The organism is Rhizobium sp. LjRoot258 (assembly GCF_964254185.1).
Classification (GTDB): domain Bacteria; phylum Pseudomonadota; class Alphaproteobacteria; order Rhizobiales; family Rhizobiaceae; genus Rhizobium.
In genome coordinates this window covers 3,823,005-3,847,109 of the sequence record NZ_CAXUST020000001.1, presented here as the reverse complement: position 1 = coordinate 3,847,109, position 24,105 = coordinate 3,823,005, and the positions used below count along the sequence as shown (strand labels likewise).

The 24,105-nt window shown below is 57.6% G+C and carries 23 protein-coding genes; 13 read left to right on the top strand and 10 right to left on the bottom strand.

The window, feature by feature from the left end; all coding sequences use genetic code 11:
• The first annotated feature begins 63 nt into the window (after positions 1-63).
• Complete coding sequence (gene secB, locus ACSQ9D_RS18840) at positions 64-546, top strand: protein-export chaperone SecB (protein ID WP_016556856.1); 483 nt, start codon at positions 64-66, stop codon at positions 544-546.
• Positions 547-603: 57 nt separating this feature from the next.
• Here the strand turns inward: secB and dnaQ are convergent, their stop codons facing one another.
• The 5 genes from dnaQ to ACSQ9D_RS18815 are packed head-to-tail and all read right to left on the bottom strand — an operon-like array spanning position 604 to position 4,217.
• Complete coding sequence (gene dnaQ, locus ACSQ9D_RS18835) at positions 604-1,314, bottom strand: DNA polymerase III subunit epsilon (RefSeq protein WP_436283430.1); 711 nt, start codon at positions 1,312-1,314, stop codon at positions 604-606.
• The gene (coaE, locus tag ACSQ9D_RS18830) at positions 1,307-1,918 is read right to left on the bottom strand and encodes a dephospho-CoA kinase (RefSeq protein ID WP_436283429.1); all 612 of its coding nucleotides are present in this window, start codon (positions 1,916-1,918) and stop codon (positions 1,307-1,309) included. Before coaE ends, dnaQ begins: the two co-directional genes overlap by 8 nt.
• On the bottom strand, positions 1,918-2,775 hold the full coding sequence (locus tag ACSQ9D_RS18825) for a shikimate dehydrogenase (RefSeq protein WP_436283428.1): 858 nt from the start codon (positions 2,773-2,775) through the stop codon (positions 1,918-1,920). Before ACSQ9D_RS18825 ends, coaE begins: the two co-directional genes overlap by 1 nt.
• A complete protein-coding gene (locus ACSQ9D_RS18820; protein ID WP_436283427.1) occupies positions 2,768-3,367 on the bottom strand; it encodes a Maf-like protein in 600 nt (199 codons plus the stop codon). Before ACSQ9D_RS18820 ends, ACSQ9D_RS18825 begins: the two co-directional genes overlap by 8 nt.
• Positions 3,368-3,395: 28 nt before the next feature.
• Positions 3,396-4,217 carry a pyruvate, water dikinase regulatory protein gene (locus ACSQ9D_RS18815; protein WP_436283426.1) on the bottom strand — a complete coding sequence of 274 codons (822 nt, stop codon included), beginning with the start codon at positions 4,215-4,217 and terminating at the stop codon, positions 3,396-3,398.
• Between ACSQ9D_RS18815 and ACSQ9D_RS18810 the strand changes: the two genes are divergently transcribed.
• The 9 genes from ACSQ9D_RS18810 to ACSQ9D_RS18770 all read left to right on the top strand — a co-directional run bounded on the left by ACSQ9D_RS18810 (position 4,185) and on the right by ACSQ9D_RS18770 (position 13,415).
• Complete coding sequence (locus ACSQ9D_RS18810) at positions 4,185-4,553, top strand: hypothetical protein (protein ID WP_436283425.1); 369 nt, start codon at positions 4,185-4,187, stop codon at positions 4,551-4,553. The two genes, ACSQ9D_RS18815 and ACSQ9D_RS18810, sit on opposite strands and share 33 nt — an antisense overlap.
• Before the next feature lie 66 nt (positions 4,554-4,619).
• Positions 4,620-5,654, top strand: a complete 1,035-nt coding sequence (gene hemE / locus ACSQ9D_RS18805; protein WP_436283424.1) for a uroporphyrinogen decarboxylase — start codon at positions 4,620-4,622, stop codon at positions 5,652-5,654.
• A 3-nt stretch (positions 5,655-5,657) separates the two neighbouring features.
• Entirely contained in the window at positions 5,658-6,194 is a 537-nt protein-coding gene (gene hemJ / locus ACSQ9D_RS18800) for a protoporphyrinogen oxidase HemJ (RefSeq protein WP_436283423.1), read from the top strand.
• Positions 6,195-6,384: 190 nt separating this feature from the next.
• The gene (gene rho, locus ACSQ9D_RS18795) at positions 6,385-7,650 is read left to right on the top strand and encodes a transcription termination factor Rho (protein ID WP_007528691.1); all 1,266 of its coding nucleotides are present in this window, start codon (positions 6,385-6,387) and stop codon (positions 7,648-7,650) included.
• Between the two features lie 96 nt (positions 7,651-7,746).
• On the top strand, positions 7,747-9,060 hold the full coding sequence (mnmE, locus tag ACSQ9D_RS18790) for a tRNA uridine-5-carboxymethylaminomethyl(34) synthesis GTPase MnmE (RefSeq protein WP_436283422.1): 1,314 nt from the start codon (positions 7,747-7,749) through the stop codon (positions 9,058-9,060).
• 105 nt (positions 9,061-9,165) lie between these two features.
• Complete coding sequence (mnmG, locus tag ACSQ9D_RS18785; RefSeq protein WP_436283421.1) at positions 9,166-11,040, top strand: tRNA uridine-5-carboxymethylaminomethyl(34) synthesis enzyme MnmG; 1,875 nt, start codon at positions 9,166-9,168, stop codon at positions 11,038-11,040.
• 33 nt (positions 11,041-11,073) lie between these two features.
• Positions 11,074-11,691: a 16S rRNA (guanine(527)-N(7))-methyltransferase RsmG gene (gene rsmG, locus ACSQ9D_RS18780; protein ID WP_436283420.1), complete on the top strand. Its 618-nt coding sequence runs from the start codon at positions 11,074-11,076 to the stop codon at positions 11,689-11,691.
• Positions 11,692-11,708: 17 nt separating this feature from the next.
• Positions 11,709-12,503: a ParA family protein gene (locus ACSQ9D_RS18775; RefSeq protein WP_024313217.1), complete on the top strand. Its 795-nt coding sequence runs from the start codon at positions 11,709-11,711 to the stop codon at positions 12,501-12,503.
• A 27-nt stretch (positions 12,504-12,530) separates the two neighbouring features.
• Complete coding sequence (locus ACSQ9D_RS18770; RefSeq protein WP_436283419.1) at positions 12,531-13,415, top strand: ParB/RepB/Spo0J family partition protein; 885 nt, start codon at positions 12,531-12,533, stop codon at positions 13,413-13,415.
• Positions 13,416-13,420: 5 nt separating this feature from the next.
• On the opposite strand, the gene holA is transcribed toward ACSQ9D_RS18770, so the two are convergent.
• The 3 genes from holA to leuS are packed head-to-tail and all read right to left on the bottom strand — an operon-like array spanning position 13,421 to position 17,608.
• Complete coding sequence (gene holA / locus ACSQ9D_RS18765) at positions 13,421-14,455, bottom strand: DNA polymerase III subunit delta (RefSeq protein ID WP_436283418.1); 1,035 nt, start codon at positions 14,453-14,455, stop codon at positions 13,421-13,423.
• Positions 14,456-14,466: 11 nt separating this feature from the next.
• Positions 14,467-14,988, bottom strand: a complete 522-nt coding sequence (gene lptE, locus ACSQ9D_RS18760; protein WP_436283417.1) for an LPS assembly lipoprotein LptE — start codon at positions 14,986-14,988, stop codon at positions 14,467-14,469.
• Positions 14,978-17,608, bottom strand: a complete 2,631-nt coding sequence (gene leuS, locus ACSQ9D_RS18755) for a leucine--tRNA ligase (protein WP_436283416.1) — start codon at positions 17,606-17,608, stop codon at positions 14,978-14,980. Before leuS ends, lptE begins: the two co-directional genes overlap by 11 nt.
• Before the next feature lie 199 nt (positions 17,609-17,807).
• On the opposite strand from leuS, the gene ACSQ9D_RS18750 reads away from it, so the two are divergent.
• A complete protein-coding gene (locus tag ACSQ9D_RS18750; protein WP_436283415.1) occupies positions 17,808-18,467 on the top strand; it encodes a YggS family pyridoxal phosphate-dependent enzyme in 660 nt (219 codons plus the stop codon).
• 83 nt (positions 18,468-18,550) lie between these two features.
• Positions 18,551-20,461, top strand: coding sequence for a propionyl-CoA synthetase (locus ACSQ9D_RS18745; RefSeq protein WP_436283414.1), 1,911 nt, complete (start codon positions 18,551-18,553; stop codon positions 20,459-20,461).
• Positions 20,462-20,518: 57 nt separating this feature from the next.
• Here the strand turns inward: ACSQ9D_RS18745 and ACSQ9D_RS18740 are convergent, their stop codons facing one another.
• Positions 20,519-21,217, bottom strand: coding sequence for a DUF1013 domain-containing protein (locus tag ACSQ9D_RS18740; RefSeq protein ID WP_436283413.1), 699 nt, complete (start codon positions 21,215-21,217; stop codon positions 20,519-20,521).
• A gap of 229 nt (positions 21,218-21,446) precedes the next feature.
• Between ACSQ9D_RS18740 and acs the strand changes: the two genes are divergently transcribed.
• Positions 21,447-23,402 carry an acetate--CoA ligase gene (acs, locus tag ACSQ9D_RS18735; RefSeq protein WP_436283412.1) on the top strand — a complete coding sequence of 652 codons (1,956 nt, stop codon included), beginning with the start codon at positions 21,447-21,449 and terminating at the stop codon, positions 23,400-23,402.
• Between the two features lie 422 nt (positions 23,403-23,824).
• Here the strand turns inward: acs and ACSQ9D_RS18730 are convergent, their stop codons facing one another.
• A complete protein-coding gene (locus tag ACSQ9D_RS18730) occupies positions 23,825-24,049 on the bottom strand; it encodes a DUF1674 domain-containing protein (RefSeq protein ID WP_436283411.1) in 225 nt (74 codons plus the stop codon).
• Between the last annotated feature and the right edge of the window lie 56 nt (positions 24,050-24,105).

Below are 24,105 nucleotides of genomic sequence, written 5' to 3'. Positions count from 1 at the left end.
GGTTGTAACACCCTCCTCGAAATGATAGATGCGGCACCATCCAATGCCCTCGAGGAAAAGCCAATGGCCGACGAAAACAGCAATAACGGTGCGACGAGCCCGAGTCTTACCATCCTTGCCCAATACACCAAGGACCTCTCCTTCGAAAATCCGGGCGCTCCGCGTTCGCTGCAGGCGCGCGACAAGGCCCCGGCCATCAATATCAATGTCAACGTCAACGCCAATCCGCTCTCCGATACGGATTTCGACGTCGTCCTGTCTCTGAATGCCGAAGCCAAGGATGGCGACAAGACGGTATTCCATACCGAACTCGTCTATGGCGGCGTCTTCCGGATTGCCGGTTTCCCGCAAGAGCACATGCTGCCGGTGCTCTTCATCGAGTGCCCACGCATGCTGTTCCCGTTCGCACGTCAGATCATTGCCGACGTCACGCGCAACGGTGGCTTCCCGCCGCTGATGATCGACCCGATCGATTTCTCTCAGATGTTTGCGCAGCGGGTTGCCGAAGAACAGGCGCGTGCCAAGGTTCAGGCGACCACGAACTAACAGTTCGCACATAGCGCACTGAAACGAAATGAGATGCCCGGGTCACGCCCGGGCATTTTAGTTTGCAAGATCGTATTTTCCCCAAACACCCTTCGCGCCGAGTTTGGCGATCAGTGCGTCATGGGCTTGCTGCTCGGCTTCGCTGAGACGTGACGCAAGGGGCCGTGGCCGTTCGAGCGTGCCGATGTTGATTTCGTCGACTACCACTTCCTGACCGGCCGAGTTGCTCGCGGCATTTCCAAGCCCAAGTGCAGCCTGGCGGCCGCCGATCATCTCGATGTAGACATCGGCAAGCAGTTCGGAGTCGAGGAGCGCGCCGTGCTTCGTTCGATGCGCATTGTCGATGCCGTAGCGGCGGCAAAGCGCGTCGAGCGAATTGGGACCCATTGGATGCTTGCGGCGCGCCATGGAAAGCGTATCGAGCACCCGGTCGGGCAAGATCGGCGGCAGCTCAAGTCGAGCGAATTCAGCGTTTATAAAGCCCATATCGAATGTGGCGTTGTGCGCAATCCACCTCGCATCGCCAAAGAAATCGATAATCCGCTGCGCAACATCAGCAAACGAAGGCTTGTCCTTCAGAAACTCATCTGTAATCCCATGCACAGCGAGTGCGTCGGGGTGTACCTTATGGTCCCCCGGATTTATGTAGATGTGGATCGTATTGCCGGTCGGGAAATGATTGAAAAGCTCGATGCCGCCGATCTCGATAATACGGTCCACGCGGTTGTCCAAACCCGTGGTTTCCGTATCGAAGATGATTTCACGCATTCAGGAATTCCCCACTGGCGAGCCGCCGTCTCAAATCCGAGACAATCTCCGCGACCCGTCTTCTGGCCATTTCGATGCTGTGTCCGGTATCGATCACATAGTCGGCCCTTGCGCGCTTTTCCGCGTCCGGCGTCTGGCGGGCAAGAATCATGTTGAATTTTTCCACTGTCATACCCGGCCGCGCAAGTACCCGCTCCCGCTGTATCTGTGGATCACAGCTGACAACCACGATCACATCGACCCTGCTGTCAGCTCCGGTCTCGAACAACAGTGGGATATCGAGCAACACCATATCCGCGCTGCGTTGCTGCTCGCGTTCGATGAACTCTGCCTCGCGTTTTCTGACAAGTGGGTGGACGATTGCTTCTAGACGCTTGAAGCCATCCGGACTTCCGGCCAGCTGGCGGCCGAGTTCCTGACGATCGACGGCACCGCTCTTCAGTGTGCCGGGAAAGGCAGCATCGACCAATGGCGCGGCCTCCCCGGCATAGAGATCATGTACGACGGCATCGGAATCATTCACGGGCACTCCCGCTTCCGCGAAGAACTTTGCCATCGTTGATTTACCCATGCCAATCGAGCCGGTCAGTCCAATCCGCAACATCAGTGCTTGTCCATGTCCTCAATAATAAGCGCACGCAGCTTTTCGTCGACCACCGGGCGACGCCCGAACCACTTCTCGAAACCAGGTACGGCCTGGTGCAGCAGCATGCCAAGCCCATCGACAACAGGAAATCCTTGCTGAACAGCCTGTGTTAAGAACGGCGTCTTCAGGGGGACATAGACGATATCCGTTACAACTGCATCGGGCAGCAGGGGCGAGAAATCAATCCGCGGTGCCTCCTCGCCATCCATGCCCAGAGAGGTCGTGTTGACGAAAAGACCGGCTCCGCACATGACTTCCGGCAAGGCTGCCATCGAATGGGCATATACTTTGGGGCCAAACCGATCTGCCAGTTCCTGTGCCCGCTCGACCGTCCTGTTGACCAGATGTATTTCCCTGACGCCGCGATCGCGCAGAGCCTGGACGATCGCGCGGCTGGCGCCGCCGGCGCCAAGCACCACCGCCGACTGGGCACTATCCCAGCCGGAATGTCGTTCATCCAGATTTGCGGTGAAGCCGCGTCCATCCGTGTTCGTTGCCTTGAGCCGGCCGTCCTCCATCCAAAGTGTGTTGGATGCACCAAGTTCTTCAGAAAGTTCGTCCGGATCGTCGGCGAGTTTGAACGCCATCTCCTTGTGCGGGATGGTGACGTTGCCGCCTACGAAGCCGGCTTCGCCGCTCTTCAAAGAATCCACAAAGACCGAAAAATCGGCGGGCGCGACCTCGTGGGCGCGATAGGATCCCTGCAATCCAAGCGTCTTCAACCAATAACCGTGGATAAGAGGCGACCGGGAATGCTTGATAGGAAAGCCCGTGACGAAGGCCTGCGGCCCCAATGTTTCACGTGAATCATCCATCAATAGCACTCAACTCTCTCAGTTTCTGCAACAGCGGCAGCATCGGCAGCCCCAGAATTGTAAAGTAGTCGCCGTCGATTCTCGAAAACAATTGAAGGCCCTCCCCCTCAAGTTGATAGGCGCCGACGCTGCTAAGTGCCCTCTCTCCTACGCGGTTCAAATGTCGCGCGATAAAATCAGGACTTAGTGGCCGCATAGTCAGCTCGGCGTGCGAGACATGCTCCCAGACGATATCGCCGTCGTAAGCAATCGCGATGGCGCTGTTCAGCCGGTGCGTCTTGCCCGACAGCACCTGAAGATGATTTTCGGCATCGGTCATGTCCTTCGGCTTATGGAAGGTCTGCGGCCCAAGAGACATCGTTTGATCCGATCCGATGACGAAGCGCGCCGGAAACCGGTCGCTGACCTCCTTCGCTTTGGCCTTGGCGAGGACGAGCGCGACTGTATCCGGGGTTGCTCCCTCTCGTTCGAGGGGCTCTTCGAGCGCACGCTCGTCAATATGGGCTGCATGCGCCTCGAAAGCGAGACCGGCATTGTGCATCAGCAGGCGGCGAAACGGGCTGGAGGATGCGAGAATGAGCTTAGGTGTCATATGGCCTCGAACATATCTGATGCTGCGCTTATCGTAGCTTCGGACGGAGGGCAACAATTGCTGCCGCTGTCTCTTCGATGGAGCGGCGTGTCACGTCAATGAGCGGCCAATTGTGCCGAGCACAAAGCGACCGCGCATATTTCAGCTCCTCCGAGATCGCAGCTCTGTCTGTATATTGCCCGTGGTCAAAACCCGGTGTTGCTCCCAAGATGCGGTTTTCGCGGACCTGAGAAATCCGGTCGGTCGTGGCGATCAGGCAGACGATCAAGGGTTTGGTCGCGAGGAATAGGCTTTCCGGGAGCGGCACGCCATGAACGACTGGGATGTTGGCCGTCTTGATACCGCGATTGGCGAGGTAGATACTCGTCGGCGTCTTCGACGTCCGACTGATGCCGATGATCACGACGTCAGCATCATTGTAGTCATCAGGCATCTGGCCGTCGTCATGATCCATCGTGAAGTTGAGGGCTTCGATGCGCGCGAAGTAGCCGGCATTCATCACGTGTTGCGCGCCGACCCGGCGACGCGAGGGTGCACCGAGATAGATCTGGAATGCGTTCATTACAGGCTCCAACACGTTCACGGACGCAACACTCATCTCCGAGCAGCGTTGATCAATGAGGGTCGCGAGCTCGCGGTCGACAATCGTATAGAGAACGATGCCAGGCTGACTGTCGATCGACTGGAGAACCTGCAGGAGCTGCTTGCGATTGCGAACCAGCGGATAGACATGCTCGATTGGCTGGGCGGATTTGAATTGCGCCGAGGCAGCGCGCCCGGCTGAAATCAGTGTTTCGCCAGTCGAGTCAGAAATCAGATGCAGATGGAAGAAGTTCGTGCGGTTCTCCACGCTATTTTCCGCGACTTGTTGAAAAGACTGGACAAAGCAGAGCTAAGAGACGCGGCACGGGTAAGGCAAGGGAAAACATGCCAGCTTTTCCACAAATCGGATTTCGTGTCAGCCAATGAGCGTGCCTTGTTGATTGTGTGGATAACGGACGACAGTTCGACCGACATCGATCTCTTTTCCACAGTTCAACCTCAGCCGGCAATCCTCTATCTGCTTGGAATGATTTTCATTTTCTTACTTATCCACGATTTATGCCAAACGACTCGACGTTCGATCCTTTCGGATCAGCGGTGGCGCGACAAAACGCTCGGGGCGTGGATAGATTTTAATCCTTGATAGAAACAGACTCTAAGAAATAGAAACCTTTTAAAATATCTTTGATTATTTATAGGGAAGAAGCACGTGGGTGAAAACCGCCGGAAAATCATGAGGGTGTTGGACGGCGAGACGCTCAGCCCTCCGCCAATCTGGCTGATGAGACAGGCGGGGCGATACCTGCCCGAGTACCGGGAAACGCGCGCGAAGGCCGGAAGTTTCCTTGACCTCTGTTATACGCCTGAGCATGCAGTGGAGGTCACTCTCCAGCCCATCCGCCGCTACGGCTTTGACGCCGCGATTCTCTTTTCCGATATCCTTGTGATTCCGGATGCGATGAAGCGCAACGTTCGCTTCACCGAGGGGCATGGCCCGGAGATGGATCCAATCGATGAAGCCGGAATCGCCCGGATCGAGACCGATCGTGTCATCGACTACCTGAAGCCGGTTCTAGAAACAGTTGGGCGCCTGCGAAGCGAGTTGCCGGTCGAGACGACCCTGCTTGGCTTCTGCGGCGCTCCATGGACGGTTGCCACCTATATGATTGCCGGCCATGGTACGCCCGATCAGGCTCCGGCCCGGCTCTTTGGCTACAAGTATCCGAAGGCCTTCGAACGCCTGCTCGCGATATTGGCTGAGGTGTCAGCCGACTACCTGGTTGCGCAGATCGATGCAGGGGCCGATGCGGTCCAGATCTTCGATTCCTGGGCTGGTGTTCTCGGTGAGCGGGAATTTGAGGCATTCGCAGTGAAGCCTGTTGCGCGGATGATCGCGTCTATCAAGGCGCGGCGGCCGAACGCGCGGGTCATTTCCTTCGCCAAGGGAGCCGGGTTCCTGCTGAAGGACTACCGCCAGAAAACGAAGGCGGACGCGATCGGGCTCGATTGGTCAGTGCCTCTGGATTTTGCTGTGGAACTGCAGAAGGACGGAGCCGTACAAGGCAATCTCGATCCGATGCGTGTGGTCGCCGGCGGCGCAGCGCTTTCGGAGGGAATCAACGATATTCTCGACAAGCTCGGCGACGGTCCGCTGATATTCAATCTCGGGCATGGGATCACGCCACAGGCCGACCCTCGGAATGTCCAGCTGCTCGTGGACCACGTCCGCAGTCGGAGGCGCTAGCTCATGGAAAAGCAGACCGATGAGAAGCCCGGCGCCTATGCGCGTCGCCGCGCCCATTTCGCGATCCTGTTTTTCGCGCTTCTGGCCGTGGGGCTGTTTCTCTGGAATCCGGATGATCTCTACCTCTGGATCAAGGCTCTTCATGTCATCGCGGTGATTTCGTGGATGGCCGGTCTTTTCTACCTGCCGCGGCTTTTCATCTATCATACCGATGCTGAGCCGGGTTCCATGCAGTCGGAAACGTTCAAGGTCATGGAGCGGCGCCTGCTGAAGGTGATCATGAACCCGGCAATGATGCTAACCTGGATCTTTGGGCTTTATCTTGCTTGGTCGGTCTATGGCTTTCATGGTGGCTGGCTGCACGCGAAGATTGGTCTCGTTGTGCTCTTAACGGCCGTGCACGTCTTTTTTTCCCGCGCAGCCAGAGCGTTTGAGTGCGATGAGAACCGCCGGCCGGCGCGCTACTGGCGTTTCATGAACGAGGCGCCGACCCTGTTGATGATCGCGATTGTCATTCTGGTCGTGGTCAAGCCCTTCTGAGAAAACGCTGTTCGGTTAAATTTGCTTCATTTTAAGCAGCCCCCTTGCGGCGGTGATCCTTACTCGCTATTTTCGCTCCACCTCATCCTTGTGGCATGTATGTAAAGTTCGATCGTCTGCGATCTCTTCGCAGGACCGGTTACAGCCTCGACATCGCCTCCCCCCAGAATTATAGAGTAATGGTCACTTCATGGCTGAAATGAAGCTTCAAGAACTTAAGAGTAAGTCCCCGACGGATCTGCTGGCATTTGCCGAATCGCTCGAGGTCGAAAATGCAAGCACAATGCGCAAACAGGAATTGATGTTTGCGATACTAAAGGTGCTTGCGAGCCAGGATGTGGAGATCATCGGAGAAGGCGTTGTTGAAGTGCTTCAGGATGGTTTTGGCTTCCTGCGGTCCGCCAATGCCAACTATCTTCCGGGCCCAGACGATATCTATATCTCGCCTTCCCAGATCCGCCGTTTCTCGCTGAAGACCGGCGACACTGTTGAGGGTCCGATTCGCGGGCCGAAGGAAGGCGAACGCTATTTCGCGCTCCTGAAGGTCAATACGATCAATTTCGACGATCCCGAGAAGATTCGTCACAAGGTGCACTTCGACAATCTGACGCCACTTTATCCGAACGAACGCTTCAGGATGGAGTTGGATGTCCCGACGTCCAAGGATCTTTCACCGCGCGTCATCGATCTCGTCGCACCGCTCGGCAAGGGCCAGCGTGGACTGATCGTGGCACCGCCGCGCACGGGTAAGACTGTTCTGCTCCAGAACATCGCGCATTCGATCACTGCGAATCATCCCGAGTGCTATCTCATCGTACTTCTCATCGACGAACGTCCCGAGGAAGTAACGGACATGCAGCGTTCGGTCCGCGGCGAAGTCATTTCGTCGACGTTCGACGAACCTGCTGTGCGCCACGTCCAGGTGGCTGAAATGGTGATCGAGAAGGCAAAGCGTCTTGTGGAGCACGGCCGCGACGTTGTCATCCTGCTCGATTCGATCACGCGTTTGGGTCGCGCCTACAATACTGTCGTCCCCTCCTCTGGCAAGGTTCTCACGGGTGGTGTCGACGCAAACGCCCTGCAGCGACCGAAGCGCTTTTTCGGCGCTGCGCGTAATATCGAGGAAGGCGGCTCGCTTACGATCATCGCGACCGCTCTTATCGATACCGGCAGCCGCATGGACGAAGTCATCTTTGAAGAGTTCAAGGGAACCGGCAACTCTGAAATCGTTCTCGACCGCAAGGTTGCCGACAAACGCATTTTCCCGGCAATGGATATCCTGAAGTCCGGTACACGTAAGGAAGATCTGCTGGTGCCGCGTCAGGATCTTCAGAAGATCTTCGTGTTGCGCCGAATTTTGGCTCCGATGGGGACGACCGACGCGATCGAATTCCTGATCGACAAGCTGAAGCAGACGAAGAACAACCCAGACTTCTTCGACTCGATGAATACGTAGTGCTTAGCCGGATTCTGTAGATCAAGCCGGTCACAGTGTGGCCGGCTTTGTCGTTTGTAACAGATGTTCTCTTCAGCCTTGAACTGGAGAAGGAAGATGCTGCCCAACAAGGAAACAATATTCGCACTGTCGAGTGGCGCGGTTCCCGCCGGCCTCGCCGTAGTTCGAATCAGTGGAGAGGATACGCCAGCAGTTCTTGCCTCTCTCGTCGGTGAGTTGCCCCGGCCGCGGCGGGCAGCATTGCGATCGATTCGGACTCGTAATGGTCTCGTCATCGATACCGGCCTCGTCTTGTTCTTTCCGGCGCCGCATTCCTTCACCGGCGAAAATGTAGCAGAACTGCACCTTCATGGCGGCCGCGCGGTTGTTGATGCCTTGCACCGCGAACTCGCTGAATTCCAAAACCTGCGGCTTGCAGCACCAGGAGAATTCTCGCGGCGAGCCTTTGAGAATGGGAAGCTGGATCTGATCGAGATCGAGGGCCTGGCGGATCTCATCGCAGCCGAAACGGAGATGCAGCGACGTCTTGCTGTGGAGCAGAGCTCCGGTGGCCTTTCATCGATCTATTATGGCTGGTCCGACCGACTGACGCGTGCCAGAGCGCTGATCGAGGCCGAGCTCGATTTTCCAGATGAGGAAGATGTACCAGGCTCTGTATCCGACCAAGTCTGGACGGACGTGGCGGGTTTGATAGAGGAGATGGCGAGCCATCTTGAGCAACTGGAGGCCGGCGAGATCATCCGCGATGGATTCAAGGTCGTCATCGCAGGAAGGCCGAATGCCGGCAAGTCGAGCCTCATGAATGCCCTAGCAAGGCGTGACGTAGCGATCGTCACTGATATCGCCGGTACAACGAGAGATGTGCTGCACGTAGACCTGAACATGGACGGCTACCTTGTCAAGCTCTACGATACAGCGGGCCTTCGCGACACGGACGAAATCGTCGAGCGCGAGGGGATTCGGCGAGCAGAGAAAACGATCGCGGAAGCGGACTTGGTGATCTATATCGAGGACCTTTCGGTGGATACCGCAATCGACGAGAGCCTCAATGGCGCAGTGTTGGTGGGCACGAAATGCGATCTGCCTCGTCGAAGTGTGAGACAGTACGACCTCGTCATCTCGACAGCAGATGGGACCGGGCTCGATGCGCTTCGAGCCTTGATCGTGCAGCATCTCAAGGCGAAAGTACATCCGCACTCAATGGCGATCCCGAGCCGCGCGCGCCATAGAGATTCGCTGACGAACTCATTGATGGCTCTGCGGGCGTCCTTGTATGCTCCGAATCGAGGCCTGGATCTGCGGGCAGAGGATCTCCGCGCGGCCGGCGACGCCTTGGGACATGTGACAGGGCGTGTCGATGTCGAGAACCTGCTTGATGTAATCTTCGGCGAATTCTGTATCGGAAAATGATTCACGTGAAACATCCAAATACCACCCTGGCGCTTGGTTTCACGTGAAACGCCTTGACTCGCCCGATGACATCGCTCATCACCTGACGATCTCAGGAGCTTGAATATGAACACCTCACGGTTCGATGTCATCGTCATCGGTGGCGGGCATGCGGGATGCGAAGCGGCTGCCGGCGCAGCGCGCCTTGGCGCTACGACGGCGTTGGTGACCCATCGGCGCGATACCATCGGAATCATGTCGTGCAATCCAGCGATTGGTGGACTTGGAAAGGGCCACCTCGTTCGAGAGATCGATGCCATGGATGGACTCATGGGTCGGGTCGCCGACGCAGCTGGTATTCAATTCCGGATGCTGAACAGGAAAAAGGGACCAGCTGTTCGCGGCCCGCGCACGCAGGCTGATCGAAAGCTCTATCGACAGGCAATGCTCGCGGAAGTTGAGAGCATTGGAAACCTCACCGTGCTCGAGGGTGATGCGTGCGATCTATCCATCAGGGATGGTCGGGTTGCGGCTGTTATCATGAAAGATAGCCGGATTCTCTCCTGCGCATCGGTCGTACTGACGACCGGCACTTTCCTACGAGGGCTCATTCATATCGGCGATCAGAAGATACCAGCTGGTCGCGTTGGTGAGGAGCCATCCGTTGGTCTTTCCCAGACACTCTTGAGTTTGGGTCTTCGTCTCGGACGTTTGAAGACCGGTACGCCGGCGCGGCTAGAAGGAACGAGCATTGATTGGGAAAGTGTCGGCCGGCAGGGCGCGGATGAAGAGCCCGTCCCTTTCTCGTTCATGACTGATCACATCTCGAACCCTCAGATCGAATGCGGCGTTACGCGCACGACCGAGGCAACCCATCGTATCATCGTCGAGAACCTGAAACGCTCGGCAATGTATTCAGGGCAGATTGAAGGGGTTGGACCGCGTTATTGCCCATCAATCGAGGACAAACTCGTCAAGTTTGGCGAGCGCGATGGGCATCAGGTGTTTCTTGAGCCGGAAGGCCTCGACGATGACACAGTCTATCCGAACGGCATCTCCACGTCCCTGCCCGCTGAGATACAGAATGCATTCATTCGCACGATTCCCGGGCTCGAACGTGTTCGGATTCTGCAGCCGGGCTACGCCATCGAATACGACCATGTGGACCCGCGCGAGTTGAAACCATCCCTTGAAGTGAAAAAGATGCCGGGGCTGTTCCTGGCCGGCCAGATAAATGGGACCACCGGCTACGAGGAGGCAGCGGCTCAGGGCCTTGTCGCAGGCATCAATGCGGCGCGTTTGGCTGGCGGCCAGGACGAAGTGCGCTTTAGCAGGACCGATTCCTATATCGGGGTGATGATCGATGATCTGACGTCTCGTGGTGTGGCGGAGCCATACCGTATGTTTACATCTCGTGCCGAGTACCGGTTGTCGCTGAGAGCGGACAACGCGGATATCCGTCTGACTCCGCTGGCAATTCAGATAGGCACGGCCTCTGCAGCCCGGCGGGATCGCTTTCAGGCATATTGCAATGCGCTGGATGCGGCCCGCGCCAGACTGACGGCTCTCTCCGTGACGCCGAGCGAGGCGGGCCGTTTTGGTCTCAAGCTGAACCAGGACGGGCAACGACGCTCGGCTTACGATCTTCTGTCCTATCCGGATTATAACCTGGAGGATCTTAAACAGATTTGGCCGGAGTTGGCAGAGATTGGAAACCGCGTGGCTGAAGCCTTGGAGATCGAAGCGAGTTATGCCGTTTACATGCAGCGGCAATCTGCTGATGTCGCTCATGTGAAGCGGGATGAAGATCGCCTGATACCGGCCGATTTCGATTTTGACGTGCTTTCTGGCCTATCCAACGAGCTGAAGCAGAAGTTGCGCAGCGTCCGCCCCTACAACGTTGCGCAGGCGACAAAGATTGATGGGATGACTCCTGCTGCTATTTCGCTGCTGCTTGTGCACCTGCGACGCCGGTCTATGGACGTTGCGACATCCGCCTGACGTTACCTGATTGCAATCTGCGAGAGTCCTATCATGCATCTGAACGGCCGGCGTGTTTCACGTGAAACACAGGAGCGCCTCGAACACTTCGTGGCCCTCTTTCAAAAATGGGCAAGGTCGATCAATCTGACCGCACCCTCGACGCTAGATGATGCTTGGAACCGGCACATCGCGGACTCTGCGCAGATCTTCCAGCTTCAACCGGCACCTTTCATCTGGGTCGATCTGGGCAGCGGCGGCGGCTTTCCGGGTATCGTAACGGCCATTCTGTTGGCGGAGCTCGGCGACGGATGGGTCCATCTAATTGAGAGCAATCACAAGAAAGCAGCCTTCCTGCGGACAGCTCTTCGTGAGACCGGTGGTAGGGGTTCTATCCACGCCGTTCGAATTGAGGATGCTCCGTCGATTGTCGAAAATTGCGACTTCGTTTCGGCACGGGCACTTGCCGACCTCGGAAAGCTGTTGGCATATATTGAGCCGTGGGCACAACGGAATGCAGGTCTCCGCGCCTACTTTCATAAAGGCCGGGATTATCGCGCCGAGATTGAGAAAGCGCATGGTGGCTGGGGATTCGATCTGTTAGAACATAAGAGTGCTGTCGAGCAGGATTCCGTTGTCTTGGAAATCTTCAATCTCCAGCGCGTGGCTTAACAGATCGGGCTTTGGCTATGGCTGGCGAACGAAATCGTATAATCACCATTGCAAATCAGAAGGGCGGCGTCGGGAAGACCACGACTGCCATCAACCTCGCCACGGCTCTTGCTGCGATCGGCGAACGGGTCTTGATCGTAGACCTTGATCCGCAAGGCAATGCAAGCACGGGGCTGGGGATCGATCGTAAACATCGCCGGCTATCTTCCTATGATCTTTTGCTGGGTGATTACGGCATCGATGAGGTATCGCAGGAAACGGCTGTTCCAAACCTTTATATTGTGCCGTCGACAATGGACCTGCTGGGGATCGAGATGGAGATTGCGACCCAAAACGATCGCGTCTTTAAGCTGAAGAAGGCGCTCGCCAGGGAAGAGGCTTTCCGCTTTTCTTATATCCTCGTTGACTGCCCGCCTTCCTTCAATCTCCTCACCATGAACGCTATGGCCGCGGCACATTCCGTGCTTGTGCCATTGCAGTGCGAGTTTTTTGCGTTGGAGGGTCTGAGCCAGCTCCTTGAGACCGTCGATCAAGTTAGGCGCACCGTCAACCCTCGCCTCGATATCCAAGGCATCGTACTGACGATGTTCGATTCCCGCAACAATCTGGCGCAGCAGGTTGTCAACGATGTTCGCACGCATCTCGGGGAGAAGGTCTACCACACGTTGATTCCGCGAAATGTTCGCGTATCAGAGGCGCCATCCTATGGCAAGCCGGCAATCCTGTATGATTTGAAGTGTGCGGGGAGCCAGGCATATCTGCAGTTGGCGTCGGAGGTTATCCAGCGCGAGCGCCAACGTCTCGCGGCTTGATTTGAAGAAGATAATGGCGAGTTAGACATGAACGATGACGTCTCGAAGAGAAGACTTGGTCGCGGCCTGGCTGCATTGATTGGTGAGATGGATCAGCCGATGCCGGTTGATACTGCGAGACCGGGCGTCAGTGCCGATCGGATGGTGCCGATCGAGTTCGTCAGCCGCAACCCACGCAATCCTCGGCGGTTCTTCGATGACGGCGAACTGCATGAACTTGCGAGTTCCATCCGGCAGCACGGTATCGTGCAGCCCGTTGTGGTTCGCACAGTGGCGATCAGCCAGTTCGAGATCATAGCCGGCGAAAGGCGGTGGCGGGCAGCGCAGCTCGCCGGCCTCATTGAGATCCCTGTCATCGTGCGCGATGTCGATGACAAGACGGCTCTCGAGATTGCGATTGTTGAAAACGTTCAGCGCTCGGATCTTAACCCGCTTGAAGAGGCGCTGGGCTACGAGCAGCTCATGGCGGAGTATGCCTACACGCAGAACGATCTCGGCGAAATTATCGGTAAAAGCCGCAGTCATGTGGCGAATTCACTCCGTCTTCTGAAGTTGCCGGAGCCTGTTCGAGACCTCTTGGCAGCTGGCAGCCTCTCGGCTGGCCATGCCCGCGCCTTGGTGCCGACATCTGACCCGATCGCCCTCGCCCGCGCCATTGTATCAAAGGGCATGTCTGTGCGTGACGCTGAGCGTTTGGCCCAGAACGACATTAAGGCTCAGTCCGAGCCGAAGACGCTGGCGCATCAAAAGGATCAGAAGGATTCAGATACGCTCGCCTTGGAACGCACGCTGTCGGATGCACTCGGCCTGGACGTGGCGATCAACCACAAAGCGAGCGGCGGCCAGATCAGAATTTCCTATAAGTCATTGGAACAACTGGAAGAAATCTGCCGGCTGCTCGAGCGCCGCTGAGAGTGCTATCGACGCGCCGATTGCAGCGTCGTTGAAAGCAGTGTTTGGAGTGCGATGCTATCTTCCAGGGATGCGCGCCTGCGGGTCTGGAGGATTGCGGCCTGAAGACGATTTGCCTCTCGTGCCACAGCTTCGGCGGACCAGGTGCGTAGCGCTTGCTCGATGATCGGCTTTCGTCGAAAATGCAGATGACGACCCAGTGTCTGCATGACCTGTGCGGCCGGCAAGCGTTTTTCTTCCATCTCCGTCTTCATGGCGTCAAGTAGCTGAAATTGCTTCAGGCAGGCCTGAATGACGAGAAACACAGCAGTCTTCGACGATATGATCTTCTGCATCGCGTGCAGGAAGCTGCTGGGATTGCCGCTTAGTATGGCATCGACGGCGTCGTCCACCGAGATTGCGCTGGCGTCGCCTATAATTTCCGTAACATGGTGCTCTTCGATCGACGATTTACCGCGGCAATAGAGCGCGAGCTTCCGCAGCTCGTTGCGAGAGGCAATACGATCCCCACCGATAAGTTCCAGTAAAGCTTGGCGCGCAGCGGGTGTAATGCCAAGGCCAGCGCTGGAGAGTTCGTTATCTATCAGGCTGTTGAGTGCGCGGGTATCGTCCGCATAGCAGGGTATTGCCATGACATTGCGCGCTGTTTCGGCGCCCTTGCGTAGCAGCGAACCCTTCTTGAGGTCTCCAGCTTCGATGACAACGAAGGTGGCCTCCGGCATGCTCGCTGAAAGAGCCAGTAGGGAATCGACGAGATATTTTTCGTTGGATGCCCCCCGGATCCAGATAAGCTTGTCCCCACCAAAAAGGCCGATCGCGCCGGCCTCGTCCAAAAGACGCCCTTGATCCCGCTGCAAATCTGCAATGTCGAGCTTTATCAGGGAAAAGGGATCGTCAAGCGAAACGCCTGTCTTGGCGGCCAGCAAGGACGCGCGCTCGGAGACAAGGCCGCGATCCGGTCCGTAGACGACGAATAGCCGGTAGTTGCGGGCGGAGCGCTCGAGGAAGCCTTCAAATTCGTGCGATTTGATTTCTGCCACGGATCCGCTCCTCAGCGGCCGAGCGCAGCCGCAATATCGGCACCAACGAACTCGGCAGCCTGCCGCGCGGCGCGGTTTTCTGCGTCCCGGATCGCACGCTGCTTGGCAAACTCCTGGGCCGGGAAGTCAAGCAGGGCTGTGGCGTAGCGATTGCCGGCCTTGATGACATGGCCATCTTTCGTCGACTTCAGGGTGTAGTCAACGCTGACGGTCGCGCGGCCGGCCAGTGATTCATCAGACGACGGCACAAGAAGAGTGCTGATGACATTCGAGCGAGCGCTGAACTCGACCTTGTACTCCGGGTTCGCAGGCTCGCCAGCGCCGCGTGAAGCGATGAAGATCAGCCGATTGCGGACCTCCTGTCCAACCCGGGAAGTCGCCTCCGAGAAGCCCACGGAAGCGAGTTTACCCGCGACGCCCGAGCTTTCGGAATAGAGAGGGCGAACCTGGCAGGATGCGAGAAAAGCCGTGGACGCAAGGATTGCGGCAATGCCAGTGCCGCGCACCAGCTTGAAAGCGATATCAAACGACAATGTTCACAATCCTTTGCGGAACCACAATGATCTTCTTGGGCGTCTGACCGTTCAGAACCTTCTTGACGTCATCCAATGCGAGTACAGCCTGGGTAACAGCATTCTGATCTGCGTCGCGGGAAATTGTCAATTCGGCGCGCTTCTTGCCGTTGATCTGAACCGGCAAAACCACATCGTTTTCAACCACTAGGGCCTCGTCGTAGTGCGGCCAGTCCGTCCGCGCCAGCAATGCGCTGTTGCCCAGCGTTGTCCAGCACTCCTCCGCCAAATGCGGCGTCATCGGCGCGACCAGCTGGATAAGGATTTCTGCAGCGTCACGCACGGCAGCGCGATACGCCAGATCACCCTCGCCCGCGGCAACCGTGGTCAGCGGCGAGGCGAGTGCATTGACGAGTTCATAAATTCGCGCGACAGCCTTGTTGAACCATAGGCGGTCATAGTCATTCTGGACGGCTTTCAGTGTCTTGTGCGCAACCTGCGAAATAGCCTGAGCCTCGCCGTTCTTAGCCGGCATCGACGTGACGTCCTTGAGGTTTTCTGCCGCCTCGGCGATCAGGCGCCACAGGCGCTGCGTAAACCGGTGCGCGCCCTCGACTCCTGCTTCCGACCAGATGACGTCACGTTCCGGCGGTGAATCCGAAAGCACGAAGAAGCGGGCGGTGTCTGCGCCGTAAGATGCGATGATATCGTCCGGATCGACGACATTCTTCTTGGACTTCGACATTTTCTCGATCGATCCGATGGCGACTTCTTCGTCATCGGACAGGAGATAGGCGCGGCGTTTTCCATCCAGTTCCTCGATCCGAATGTCTGCCGGCGCGACCCATTCCCGGCTCATTCCAGAGCCGCGGCTGTACGTCTCGTGCACAACCATCCCCTGCGTGAAGAGACCTTTGAAGGGCTCCTTCGCGTCGACATGGCCTGTTTCGCGCATCGCCCGGGTGAAAAAGCGGGAATAGAGCAGATGCAGGATCGCGTGCTCAATGCCACCGATATACTGATCGACCGGCAGCCACCGATTGGCAGCGCTCGGATCGGTCGGCTTATCCTCCCAAGGCGCCGTAAAGCGCGTGAAGTACCAGCTCGAATCGACAAAAGTGTCCATCGTATCGGTTTCACGTCGTGCATCCTTGCCGCATTGCGGGCAGGCAACATGCCGCCATGTCAGATGACGATCGAGCGGATTGCCGGGCTGATCAAAGGTTACGTCCTCCGGCAGCTTCACCGGTAGGTCCTTCTTCGGGACTGGAACGACGCCGCAGTCATCGCAGTGGATCACCGGTATCGGGCAGCCCCAGTAGCGCTGGCGCGAGATGCCCCAATCACGTAAGCGGAAGTTAACCTTGCGCTCGCCCTGGGGAGCATTGCCAAGCGTCATCGATGACAGTCGGTCCGCGACAAGCTCGAGTGCCTCGCTGGTGGTCTTGCCGTCGAGGAAGCGCGAGTTGATCATGACGCCGTCGCCGTCATAGGCAACATCGGCGACGCTGAACGTCGCAGCATCGCCATCTGCCGGCATGACGACCGGAACGACGGGCAGACCGTACTTGCGTGCGAAATCGAGGTCGCGCTGATCGCCTGACGGGCACCCAAAAATCGCGCCAGTCCCGTAGTCCATAAGGACGAAGTTCGCAATGTAGATAGGCAGTTCCCACGAAGGATCAAGCGGATGCTTTACCCGTACGCCGGTATCGATGCCTTTCTTCTCCGCGGTTTCCAGCGCGGCGAGCGACGTGCCGGCACGACGGCATTCTTCGCAGAAAGCATCGATGGTCGGATTCTTCTCTGCGGCATCCTTCGCCAGCGGATGGTCGGCCGCGATCGCCAGGAACGAGGCGCCAAATAGCGTGTCCGGGCGCGTCGTATAGACCGTAATTTCGGTTTCCCCGGCTGGAGCTGTCTCTTCAACAATCTCCCAGCGCAGCATCATACCTTCGGAGCGGCCGATCCAGTTCTTCTGCATCAGTCGGACCTTCTCAGGCCACTGGTCAAGCGTGTCCAACGCCTCGAGCAGGTCCTGGCTGAAGTCGGTGATCTTGAAGAACCACTGCGTCAATTCGCGTTGCTCGACGAGTGCGCCCGAACGCCAGCCGCGTCCGTCGATAACCTGCTCGTTGGCCAGGACCGTATTGTCGACCGGATCCCAATTCACCTTCGACTGCTTGCGATAGACGAGCCCCTTCTCGAGGAAATCCAGGAAAAGATGCTGTTGGTGCTGGTAGTAGGCGACATCGCAGGTCGCGAATTCTCGGCTCCAATCCAGTGAGAGGCCCATCGCCTTCAACTGGGACTTCATCGACGCGATATTCTGGTAGGTCCAGGATGCCGGATGTACACCGCGCTCCATTGCTGCATTCTCGGCCGGCATGCCAAAGGCGTCCCACCCCATGGGATGCAGCACGTTATAGCCACGGGCGCGCTTATAGCGGGCGACGACGTCACCCATCGCGTAGTTTCGCACATGGCCCATGTGGATGCGACCGGATGGATACGGAAACATTTCGAGGACGTAATACTTGTCGCGCGGATCGTTGTTATCGGCCTCGAAGACCTTCGCCTCGTTCCATTTGTGCTGCCAGCGAGGTTCAGCATCGCGCGGGTTATAACGTTCGGTAGCCATGGTATTCGTATTTCCGAAAAATCAGGGGAAGTTGGTGGTGACCTTCACCATGAAACCACCGTAGCGTCAAGTTTTACGGGCGCAGCAAGCGTCCGATCTCGGTCTGCTGGCCACGATTTCAGACGTGTGGGCCTTGGCAAGCACAGCCCGGGCGTTTAGTGCATTGCAATCTTCTCATGCGGTCATGTCGAGGCAAGTGATGGAACTTCAAGAGCGATTGAACGATGTGCGCTCGCGTATCGCTGCAGCCGAGCAGCAGGGCGGGCGATCGGCGGGTTCGGTTCAGCTTGTCGCCGTCTCAAAGACATTCGACGCAGACGCAATCGGTCCAGCGCTTCAGGCCGGTCAACGGATCTTTGGCGAAAACAGGGTTCAGGAAAGCCAGGTAAAATGGCCCGAACTGAAATCCGAAACGCCTGGCATCGAACTTCATCTCATCGGCCCGCTGCAGTCAAACAAGGCGGCAGAGGCAGTCGCGCTATTTGATGTCATTGAAACCATCGATCGAGAGAAGATCGCCCGTGTGCTGGCTGACGAGATGAGGCGCCAAACGAAGATTCCTCGCCTCTATGTCCAGGTCAATACGGGGCTTGAGCCGCAGAAAGCGGGGATCGCGCCGAATGACGTCGCGCTGTTTGTCGCTTTCTGTCGCGACGAACTCGGCCTCGCAATCGAGGGATTGATGTGCATCCCGCCAGCAGACGAAAATCCCGGCCCACATTTCGCGTTGCTTGCCAAGCTCGCAAAGGTTTGCGGCGTCGAGAAACTGTCGATGGGAATGTCCGGGGACTATGAAACGGCCATCGCATTCGGGGCGACCAGCGTTCGCGTAGGCTCCGCGATCTTCGGCGCCCGCTGATACGCTGCTTTCGTCGGGCTTCCTCTCCTGGCCTACCTTTCCTAGATTGATAAGGACAACTTGCATGTTCTGGGGAGGAGCAAATGCAGGGAAACTATCGAAAGACCTATGCCAGATGGAAAAGCGATCCGGAGGCCTTCTGGCGCGAGGCGGCGGCGGAAATCAGCTGGTTCAAACAACCGGAGCGGACTTTCTCACCGGAGGGTGGCCCATACGGCCGTTGGTTCGCTGGAGGCGAAACCAATACCTGCTTCAATTGCCTTGACCGCCATGTTCTGGCCGGCCGCGGCGACGATACCGCATTTATCTACGATAGCCCGGTTAGCGGTGCGAAGGCCGCATTTAGCTATGGCGAAGTCCTTGCCGAAGTGAGCGCCATTGCAGCGGCGCTGCGACAACGTGGGATCGCGAAGGGCGACCGCGTCATCATCTATATGCCGATGGTGCCGCAAGCCATCTTTTCAATGCTTGCCTGCGCCCGTATCGGCGCGGTTCATTCCGTGGTGTTTGGCGGCTTTGCGGCAAACGAGCTCGCCGCGCGCATTGACGATTCGGGAGCGAAACTGATCGTCACGGCAAGTTGCGGGCTCGAACCGGGACGTGTCGTTCCATACAAGCCGCTAGTCGATCAGGCGATTTCAATCGCCAAGTCGAAGCCTGCCCATTGTCTTGTGTTGCAGAGGCCGCAGCTTGCGGCCGAGCTGATCGATGGTCGCGACGAGGATTTCGAAACTGCCGTTGCGAGAAATCGCGGCGTGAATGTTGAATGCACCCCCGTCAGTGCAATGGACGAACTCTATATTCTCTACACATCCGGGACGACGGGCCAGCCGAAAGGCGTCGTGCGCGACAATGGCGGTCACATGGTCGCCCTCGCCTGGTCAATGGCCAACATCTTCGGCGTCAAGCAAGGTGAAGTGTTCTGGGCAGCTTCCGATATAGGTTGGGTCGTCGGCCATTCCTACATCGTCTACGCACCGCTTTTAGTAGGCGCTGCCAGCGTGATTTTTGAGGGAAAGCCGGTTGGCACACCGGATGCCGGCGTTTTCTGGCGCATCGCTTCAGAGCATGATGTCCGCGTTCTTTTCACCGCACCCACCGCTTTCCGCGCCATTCGCCGCGAAGACAGTGATGGTATTCACATCAAGGCCTATGCGATGCCGAATTTCCGTGCCCTGTTTCTGGCGGGAGAGCGCGCGGATCCGGAGACACTGAAATGGGCCGAGCGAATGCTAGACGTTCCGGTGATCGATCATTGGTGGCAAACGGAAACCGGATGGCCGATGGTGGCGAACCCGCTCGGTCTTGAGGTCATGCCGGTGAAGCATGGCTCACCATCGGTGGCCATGCCCGGTTATGCTATCCACGTGCTTGATGATGCCGGCCACTCGGTTGCGTCAGGGACGCTTGGGAATATCGTTGTCGAGCTTCCCCTGCCCCCCGGTTGCCTACCCACGCTGTGGAATGCTGATGAGCGCTTCCGTTCGGCTTATCTGGCAGAGTTTCCTGGCTACTACAAAACTGCGGACGCCGGCTATATCGACGAAGATGGCTATCTCTTCATCATGTCGCGCACCGACGACATCATCAACTGCGCTGGTCATCGACTGTCCACGGGGGCAATGGAGGAGGTTTGCGCTACGCATCCAGATGTTGCCGAATGCGCTGTTGTCGGAATTGTTGATCAGCTGAAGGGCCAGGTACCTTGTGGCTTTCTCGTCCTGAAGAAAAATGTTTCACGGGAAACATCGGCGATCGAATCGGAAGTCGTGACGCTGATCCGCGAGGTGATCGGCCCGGTCGCCGCATTCAAGACCGCAATAACCGTCGACCGCCTTCCGAAGACCCGCTCCGGCAAGATATTGCGCGGCACAATCCAGAAGATCGCCGACGGCGTGCCGTGGAAAATGCCAGCGACGATCGACGATCCCACTATTCTCGAGGAGATAGCCGAAGCGCTGCGCAAGCGTGGGTTCGGTTCCCTACCGATGTAGGCGCAAAAGAAAAGGCCCCGCCTACGCAGGGCCGTGTGTGTCGATCATCAAAGACGATCAATACTGATCGTCTTCGTCCTCGTCTTTCGGAGAAGATTTCAGAGACTTGAGCTTAGCGAAGACGGCATCGGCATCGATTTCCTTCTCCTCTTCCCGCTCATGCGGCGTCAGGCGCTCTGTCTCGTGCGCCGACTGCAGGGTCGCACCAAGCTCGGCGGCGGTCGGCAGCGGACGGCCCTTCGCCGCCTTCTCGACTTCCATGTCGAGGTCGATCTGGCTACAAAGACCGAGCGTTACCGGGTCCATCGGCGCGAGATTTGCAGAGTTCCAGTGCGTGCGTTCGCGAATCTGCTCGATCGTCGACTTCGTGGTGCCGACTAGGCGAGAAATCTGAGCATCCTTCAGTTCCGGATGGTTGCGCACCAGCCAGAGAATGGCGTTCGGGCGATCCTGGCGCTTGGAAACCGGCGTGTAGCGCGGGCCGCGGCGCTTGGATTCGGGCACGCGAACCTTGGGCTCGGAGAGCTTCAGCTTGTGCGCCGGGTTTTTTTCAGCGCGGCCGATTTCGTCGCGCGAAAGCTGGCCGGTCGCAATCGGATCGAGACCTTTGATGCCCTGCGCGGCTTCGCCGTCGGCAATTGCCTTCACTTCGAGCGGATGCAGTCTGCAGAACTGAGCGATCTGGTCGAAAGACAGGGCTGTGTTGTCGACGAGCCAGATGGCAGTCGCCTTCGGCATGAGCAATTGTTGAGCCATGGATATAGTCCTTCTGTCGTCCGCGCCGGTGTCGCGGTCCGTGGATTGTCACCACTATGTCCGGGAAATATGGCGCTATATAACCGCAGTGACGCAGAATTGCAATTGATCACGAATGAAATGACCTTTGTCTAATTGCCGGGCAAATGTGACCTGCTATGAATGCCTACAGTCAGTCCGGGCTGCTTCGCTTTTTTGGTCGCCCGGGGTCCGAGTGAGGAGGAGTTCCATGCCCGAAAAGATCTATCCGGTGCAAAAGCCGGTGAAGAACCATGCGCTTATCGATAAGGCCAAGTACGAGCAATGGTACGAGGAAAGCGTCGAGAACCCCGACAAGTTCTGGGGCAAGCATGGCAAGCGGATCGACTGGTTCAAACCCTATACGAAGGTCAAGAACACGTCTTTCACCGGCCGGGTCTCGATCAAGTGGTTCGAGGACGGGCAGACGAACGTTTCGTACAACTGTATTGACCGGCACCTGAAGACCAACGGCAACCAGGTGGCTATCATCTTCGAGGGCGACAATCCTTACGTCGACAAGAAGATCACCTACAACGAGCTCTATGAGCATGTTTGCCGGATGGCGAACGTGATGAAGAAGCATGGCGTCAGGAAGGGTGATCGCGTCACCATCTATATGCCGATGATTCCTGAGGCGGCCTATGCGATGCTCGCATGCGCCCGCATTGGGGCGGTCCATTCAGTGGTGTTCGGAGGGTTTTCACCGGAAGCCTTGGCCGGCCGTATCGTCGATTGCGAATCCACTTTCGTGATCACTTGCGATGAAGGCGTGCGTGGCGGCAAGCCGGTGCCGCTGAAAGACAATACCGATACCGCAATCCATATCGCCGCTCGGCAGCATGTCATCGTCGACAAGGTTCTCGTGGTACGGCGTACCGGTGGCAAGACCGGCTGGGCGCCGGGCCGCGACCTCTGGTACCATCAGGAAACCGCTGCGGTTAAGCCGGAGTGCCCACCGGTGAAGATGAAGGCGGAGGATCCGCTGTTCATCCTCTACACCTCTGGTTCCACCGGAAAGCCGAAAGGTGTCTTGCATACGACGGGTGGCTACCTCGTCTATGCGGCAATGACCCATGAATATGTGTTCGACTACCACCCCGGTGATATCTACTGGTGCACCGCCGACGTCGGCTGGGTGACCGGACACTCCTACATCGTCTACGGCCCGCTTGCGAACTGTGCGACGACGCTGATGTTCGAAGGCGTGCCGAATTTTCCGGATCAGGGCCGGTTCTGGGAGGTTATCGACAAGCACAAGGTCAATATATTCTACACCGCGCCGACAGCGATTCGCTCGCTGATGGGCGCCGGCGACCATTTCGTCACGCGCTCGTCGCGCTCAAGCCTGCGCCTGCTCGGAACGGTTGGCGAGCCGATCAATCCAGAAGCCTGGGAATGGTACTACAATGTCGTTGGCGACAAGCGCTGCCCGGTGATCGATACGTGGTGGCAGACGGAAACCGGCGGCCACATGATTACACCGCTGCCGGGCGCGACCGACTTGAAGCCAGGCTCGGCGACGCAGCCATTCTTCGGCGTCAAGCCGCAGCTCGTCGACAATGACGGCAAGGTGCTGGAGGGTGCCGCCGACGGGAACCTGTGCATTACCGACAGCTGGCCGGGGCAGATGCGTACTGTCTATGGCGACCACGAGCGCTTCATCCAGACCTACTTCTCGACCTACAAAGGCAAGTATTTTACTGGCGATGGCTGCCGACGGGATGAGGACGGCTACTACTGGATCACCGGTCGCGTTGATGACGTGCTGAACGTGTCGGGTCACCGTCTGGGCACCGCCGAGGTCGAATCGGCGCTCGTTTCGCACAATCTTGTCTCGGAAGCGGCTGTCGTCGGCTACCCTCACCCGATCAAAGGCCAGGGCATCTATTGCTACGTCACCCTCATGGCCGGCAATGAAGGCTCGGACGATTTGCGCCAGCAACTCGTCAAGCACGTTCGCAGTGAAATCGGCCCGATCGCCGCTCCTGACAAGATACAGTTCGCGCCGGGTCTTCCGAAGACCCGTTCGGGCAAAATCATGCGCCGCATTCTGCGGAAGATCGCCGAGGACGACTTCGGCTCTCTGGGCGATACCTCGACGCTTGCCGATCCGGCTGTTGTCGACGACCTGATTGCCAACCGCCAGAACAAGGCGACCGCCTAAGCAACAGGCCGCTCCGAGCCATCGGGGCGGCATTAGTTCTCTTTGGGACAGATTTCTCGTGGATATCGGCCGCTGTCGTAGAGCCGTAGGATCCCTTCTTCTAAGGGATCCTGAGCCGGATTCCTGCAATCCGAAAGGGTGGCATTCGCAAGGATACGGCCGAAATACTTGTCACCGGCAATCTGCGTAGGCTGGATCTCGGGTGATCTGGATGTCACGGTTCCAGTGCGTGGTGAGCACCGATCGCCGCGCGCATTTCGGCGCGTCTGGAGTGCATCTCCAGCGCGTCGATGCCGCGAATCTGCACGTGGACTTCCATCGTTTGGTGCGGCCAAGGGCGAGCTTCAACCAGCAGCCTGTCGCCATCGATCGCCCTCAGGATTCTAACTTCCGATTTGAGAAAACCAAATAGGTATATTTACTTAGAAATCGATCGCTCTGCCGTTGATTTCCCAGTCCCCGAAGCGGGAAGGATCTGCACCGCCGCGGCCACCTATCTCAGGCGGCATTTCTACCGGCTTCCCGTTTCGGCGACGCTCTTCGGCCTCGGCAAGCGCGCGCTTGGCAGCCGGTGAGAGCAACTTGCGGGGAGGCTCGGCGGCTTCAGTCGCCAGGGTTTCGTTGTTGTCATTATCCGCTGCCTGCATCACGCGATTCCGCCCGAAAAACATTGAAAATGGCTGGTGAATGACCAAATCATAGT

What these genes read in the sequence shown, in the direction of transcription:
- secB (WP_016556856.1), top strand. Translation starts at nt 64, where the DNA reads ATGGCCGACGAAAACAGCAATAACGGTGCGACGAGCCCGAGTCTTACC.
- dnaQ (WP_436283430.1), bottom strand. Translation starts at nt 1,314, where the DNA reads ATGCGTGAAATCATCTTCGATACGGAAACCACGGGTTTGGACAACCGC.
- coaE (WP_436283429.1), bottom strand. Translation starts at nt 1,918, where the DNA reads ATGTTGCGGATTGGACTGACCGGCTCGATTGGCATGGGTAAATCAACG.
- ACSQ9D_RS18825 (WP_436283428.1), bottom strand. Translation starts at nt 2,775, where the DNA reads ATGGATGATTCACGTGAAACATTGGGGCCGCAGGCCTTCGTCACGGGC.
- ACSQ9D_RS18820 (WP_436283427.1), bottom strand. Translation starts at nt 3,367, where the DNA reads ATGACACCTAAGCTCATTCTCGCATCCTCCAGCCCGTTTCGCCGCCTG.
- ACSQ9D_RS18810 (WP_436283425.1), top strand. Translation starts at nt 4,185, where the DNA reads ATGCAGATGGAAGAAGTTCGTGCGGTTCTCCACGCTATTTTCCGCGAC.
- hemJ (WP_436283423.1), top strand. Translation starts at nt 5,658, where the DNA reads ATGGAAAAGCAGACCGATGAGAAGCCCGGCGCCTATGCGCGTCGCCGC.
- rho (WP_007528691.1), top strand. Translation starts at nt 6,385, where the DNA reads ATGGCTGAAATGAAGCTTCAAGAACTTAAGAGTAAGTCCCCGACGGAT.
- mnmE (WP_436283422.1), top strand. Translation starts at nt 7,747, where the DNA reads ATGCTGCCCAACAAGGAAACAATATTCGCACTGTCGAGTGGCGCGGTT.
- mnmG (WP_436283421.1), top strand. Translation starts at nt 9,166, where the DNA reads ATGAACACCTCACGGTTCGATGTCATCGTCATCGGTGGCGGGCATGCG.
- rsmG (WP_436283420.1), top strand. Translation starts at nt 11,074, where the DNA reads ATGCATCTGAACGGCCGGCGTGTTTCACGTGAAACACAGGAGCGCCTC.
- ACSQ9D_RS18775 (WP_024313217.1), top strand. Translation starts at nt 11,709, where the DNA reads ATGGCTGGCGAACGAAATCGTATAATCACCATTGCAAATCAGAAGGGC.
- ACSQ9D_RS18770 (WP_436283419.1), top strand. Translation starts at nt 12,531, where the DNA reads ATGAACGATGACGTCTCGAAGAGAAGACTTGGTCGCGGCCTGGCTGCA.
- leuS (WP_436283416.1), bottom strand. Translation starts at nt 17,608, where the DNA reads ATGGCTACCGAACGTTATAACCCGCGCGATGCTGAACCTCGCTGGCAG.
- ACSQ9D_RS18750 (WP_436283415.1), top strand. Translation starts at nt 17,808, where the DNA reads ATGGAACTTCAAGAGCGATTGAACGATGTGCGCTCGCGTATCGCTGCA.
- ACSQ9D_RS18745 (WP_436283414.1), top strand. Translation starts at nt 18,551, where the DNA reads ATGCAGGGAAACTATCGAAAGACCTATGCCAGATGGAAAAGCGATCCG.
- ACSQ9D_RS18740 (WP_436283413.1), bottom strand. Translation starts at nt 21,217, where the DNA reads ATGGCTCAACAATTGCTCATGCCGAAGGCGACTGCCATCTGGCTCGTC.
- acs (WP_436283412.1), top strand. Translation starts at nt 21,447, where the DNA reads ATGCCCGAAAAGATCTATCCGGTGCAAAAGCCGGTGAAGAACCATGCG.
- ACSQ9D_RS18730 (WP_436283411.1), bottom strand. Translation starts at nt 24,049, where the DNA reads ATGCAGGCAGCGGATAATGACAACAACGAAACCCTGGCGACTGAAGCC.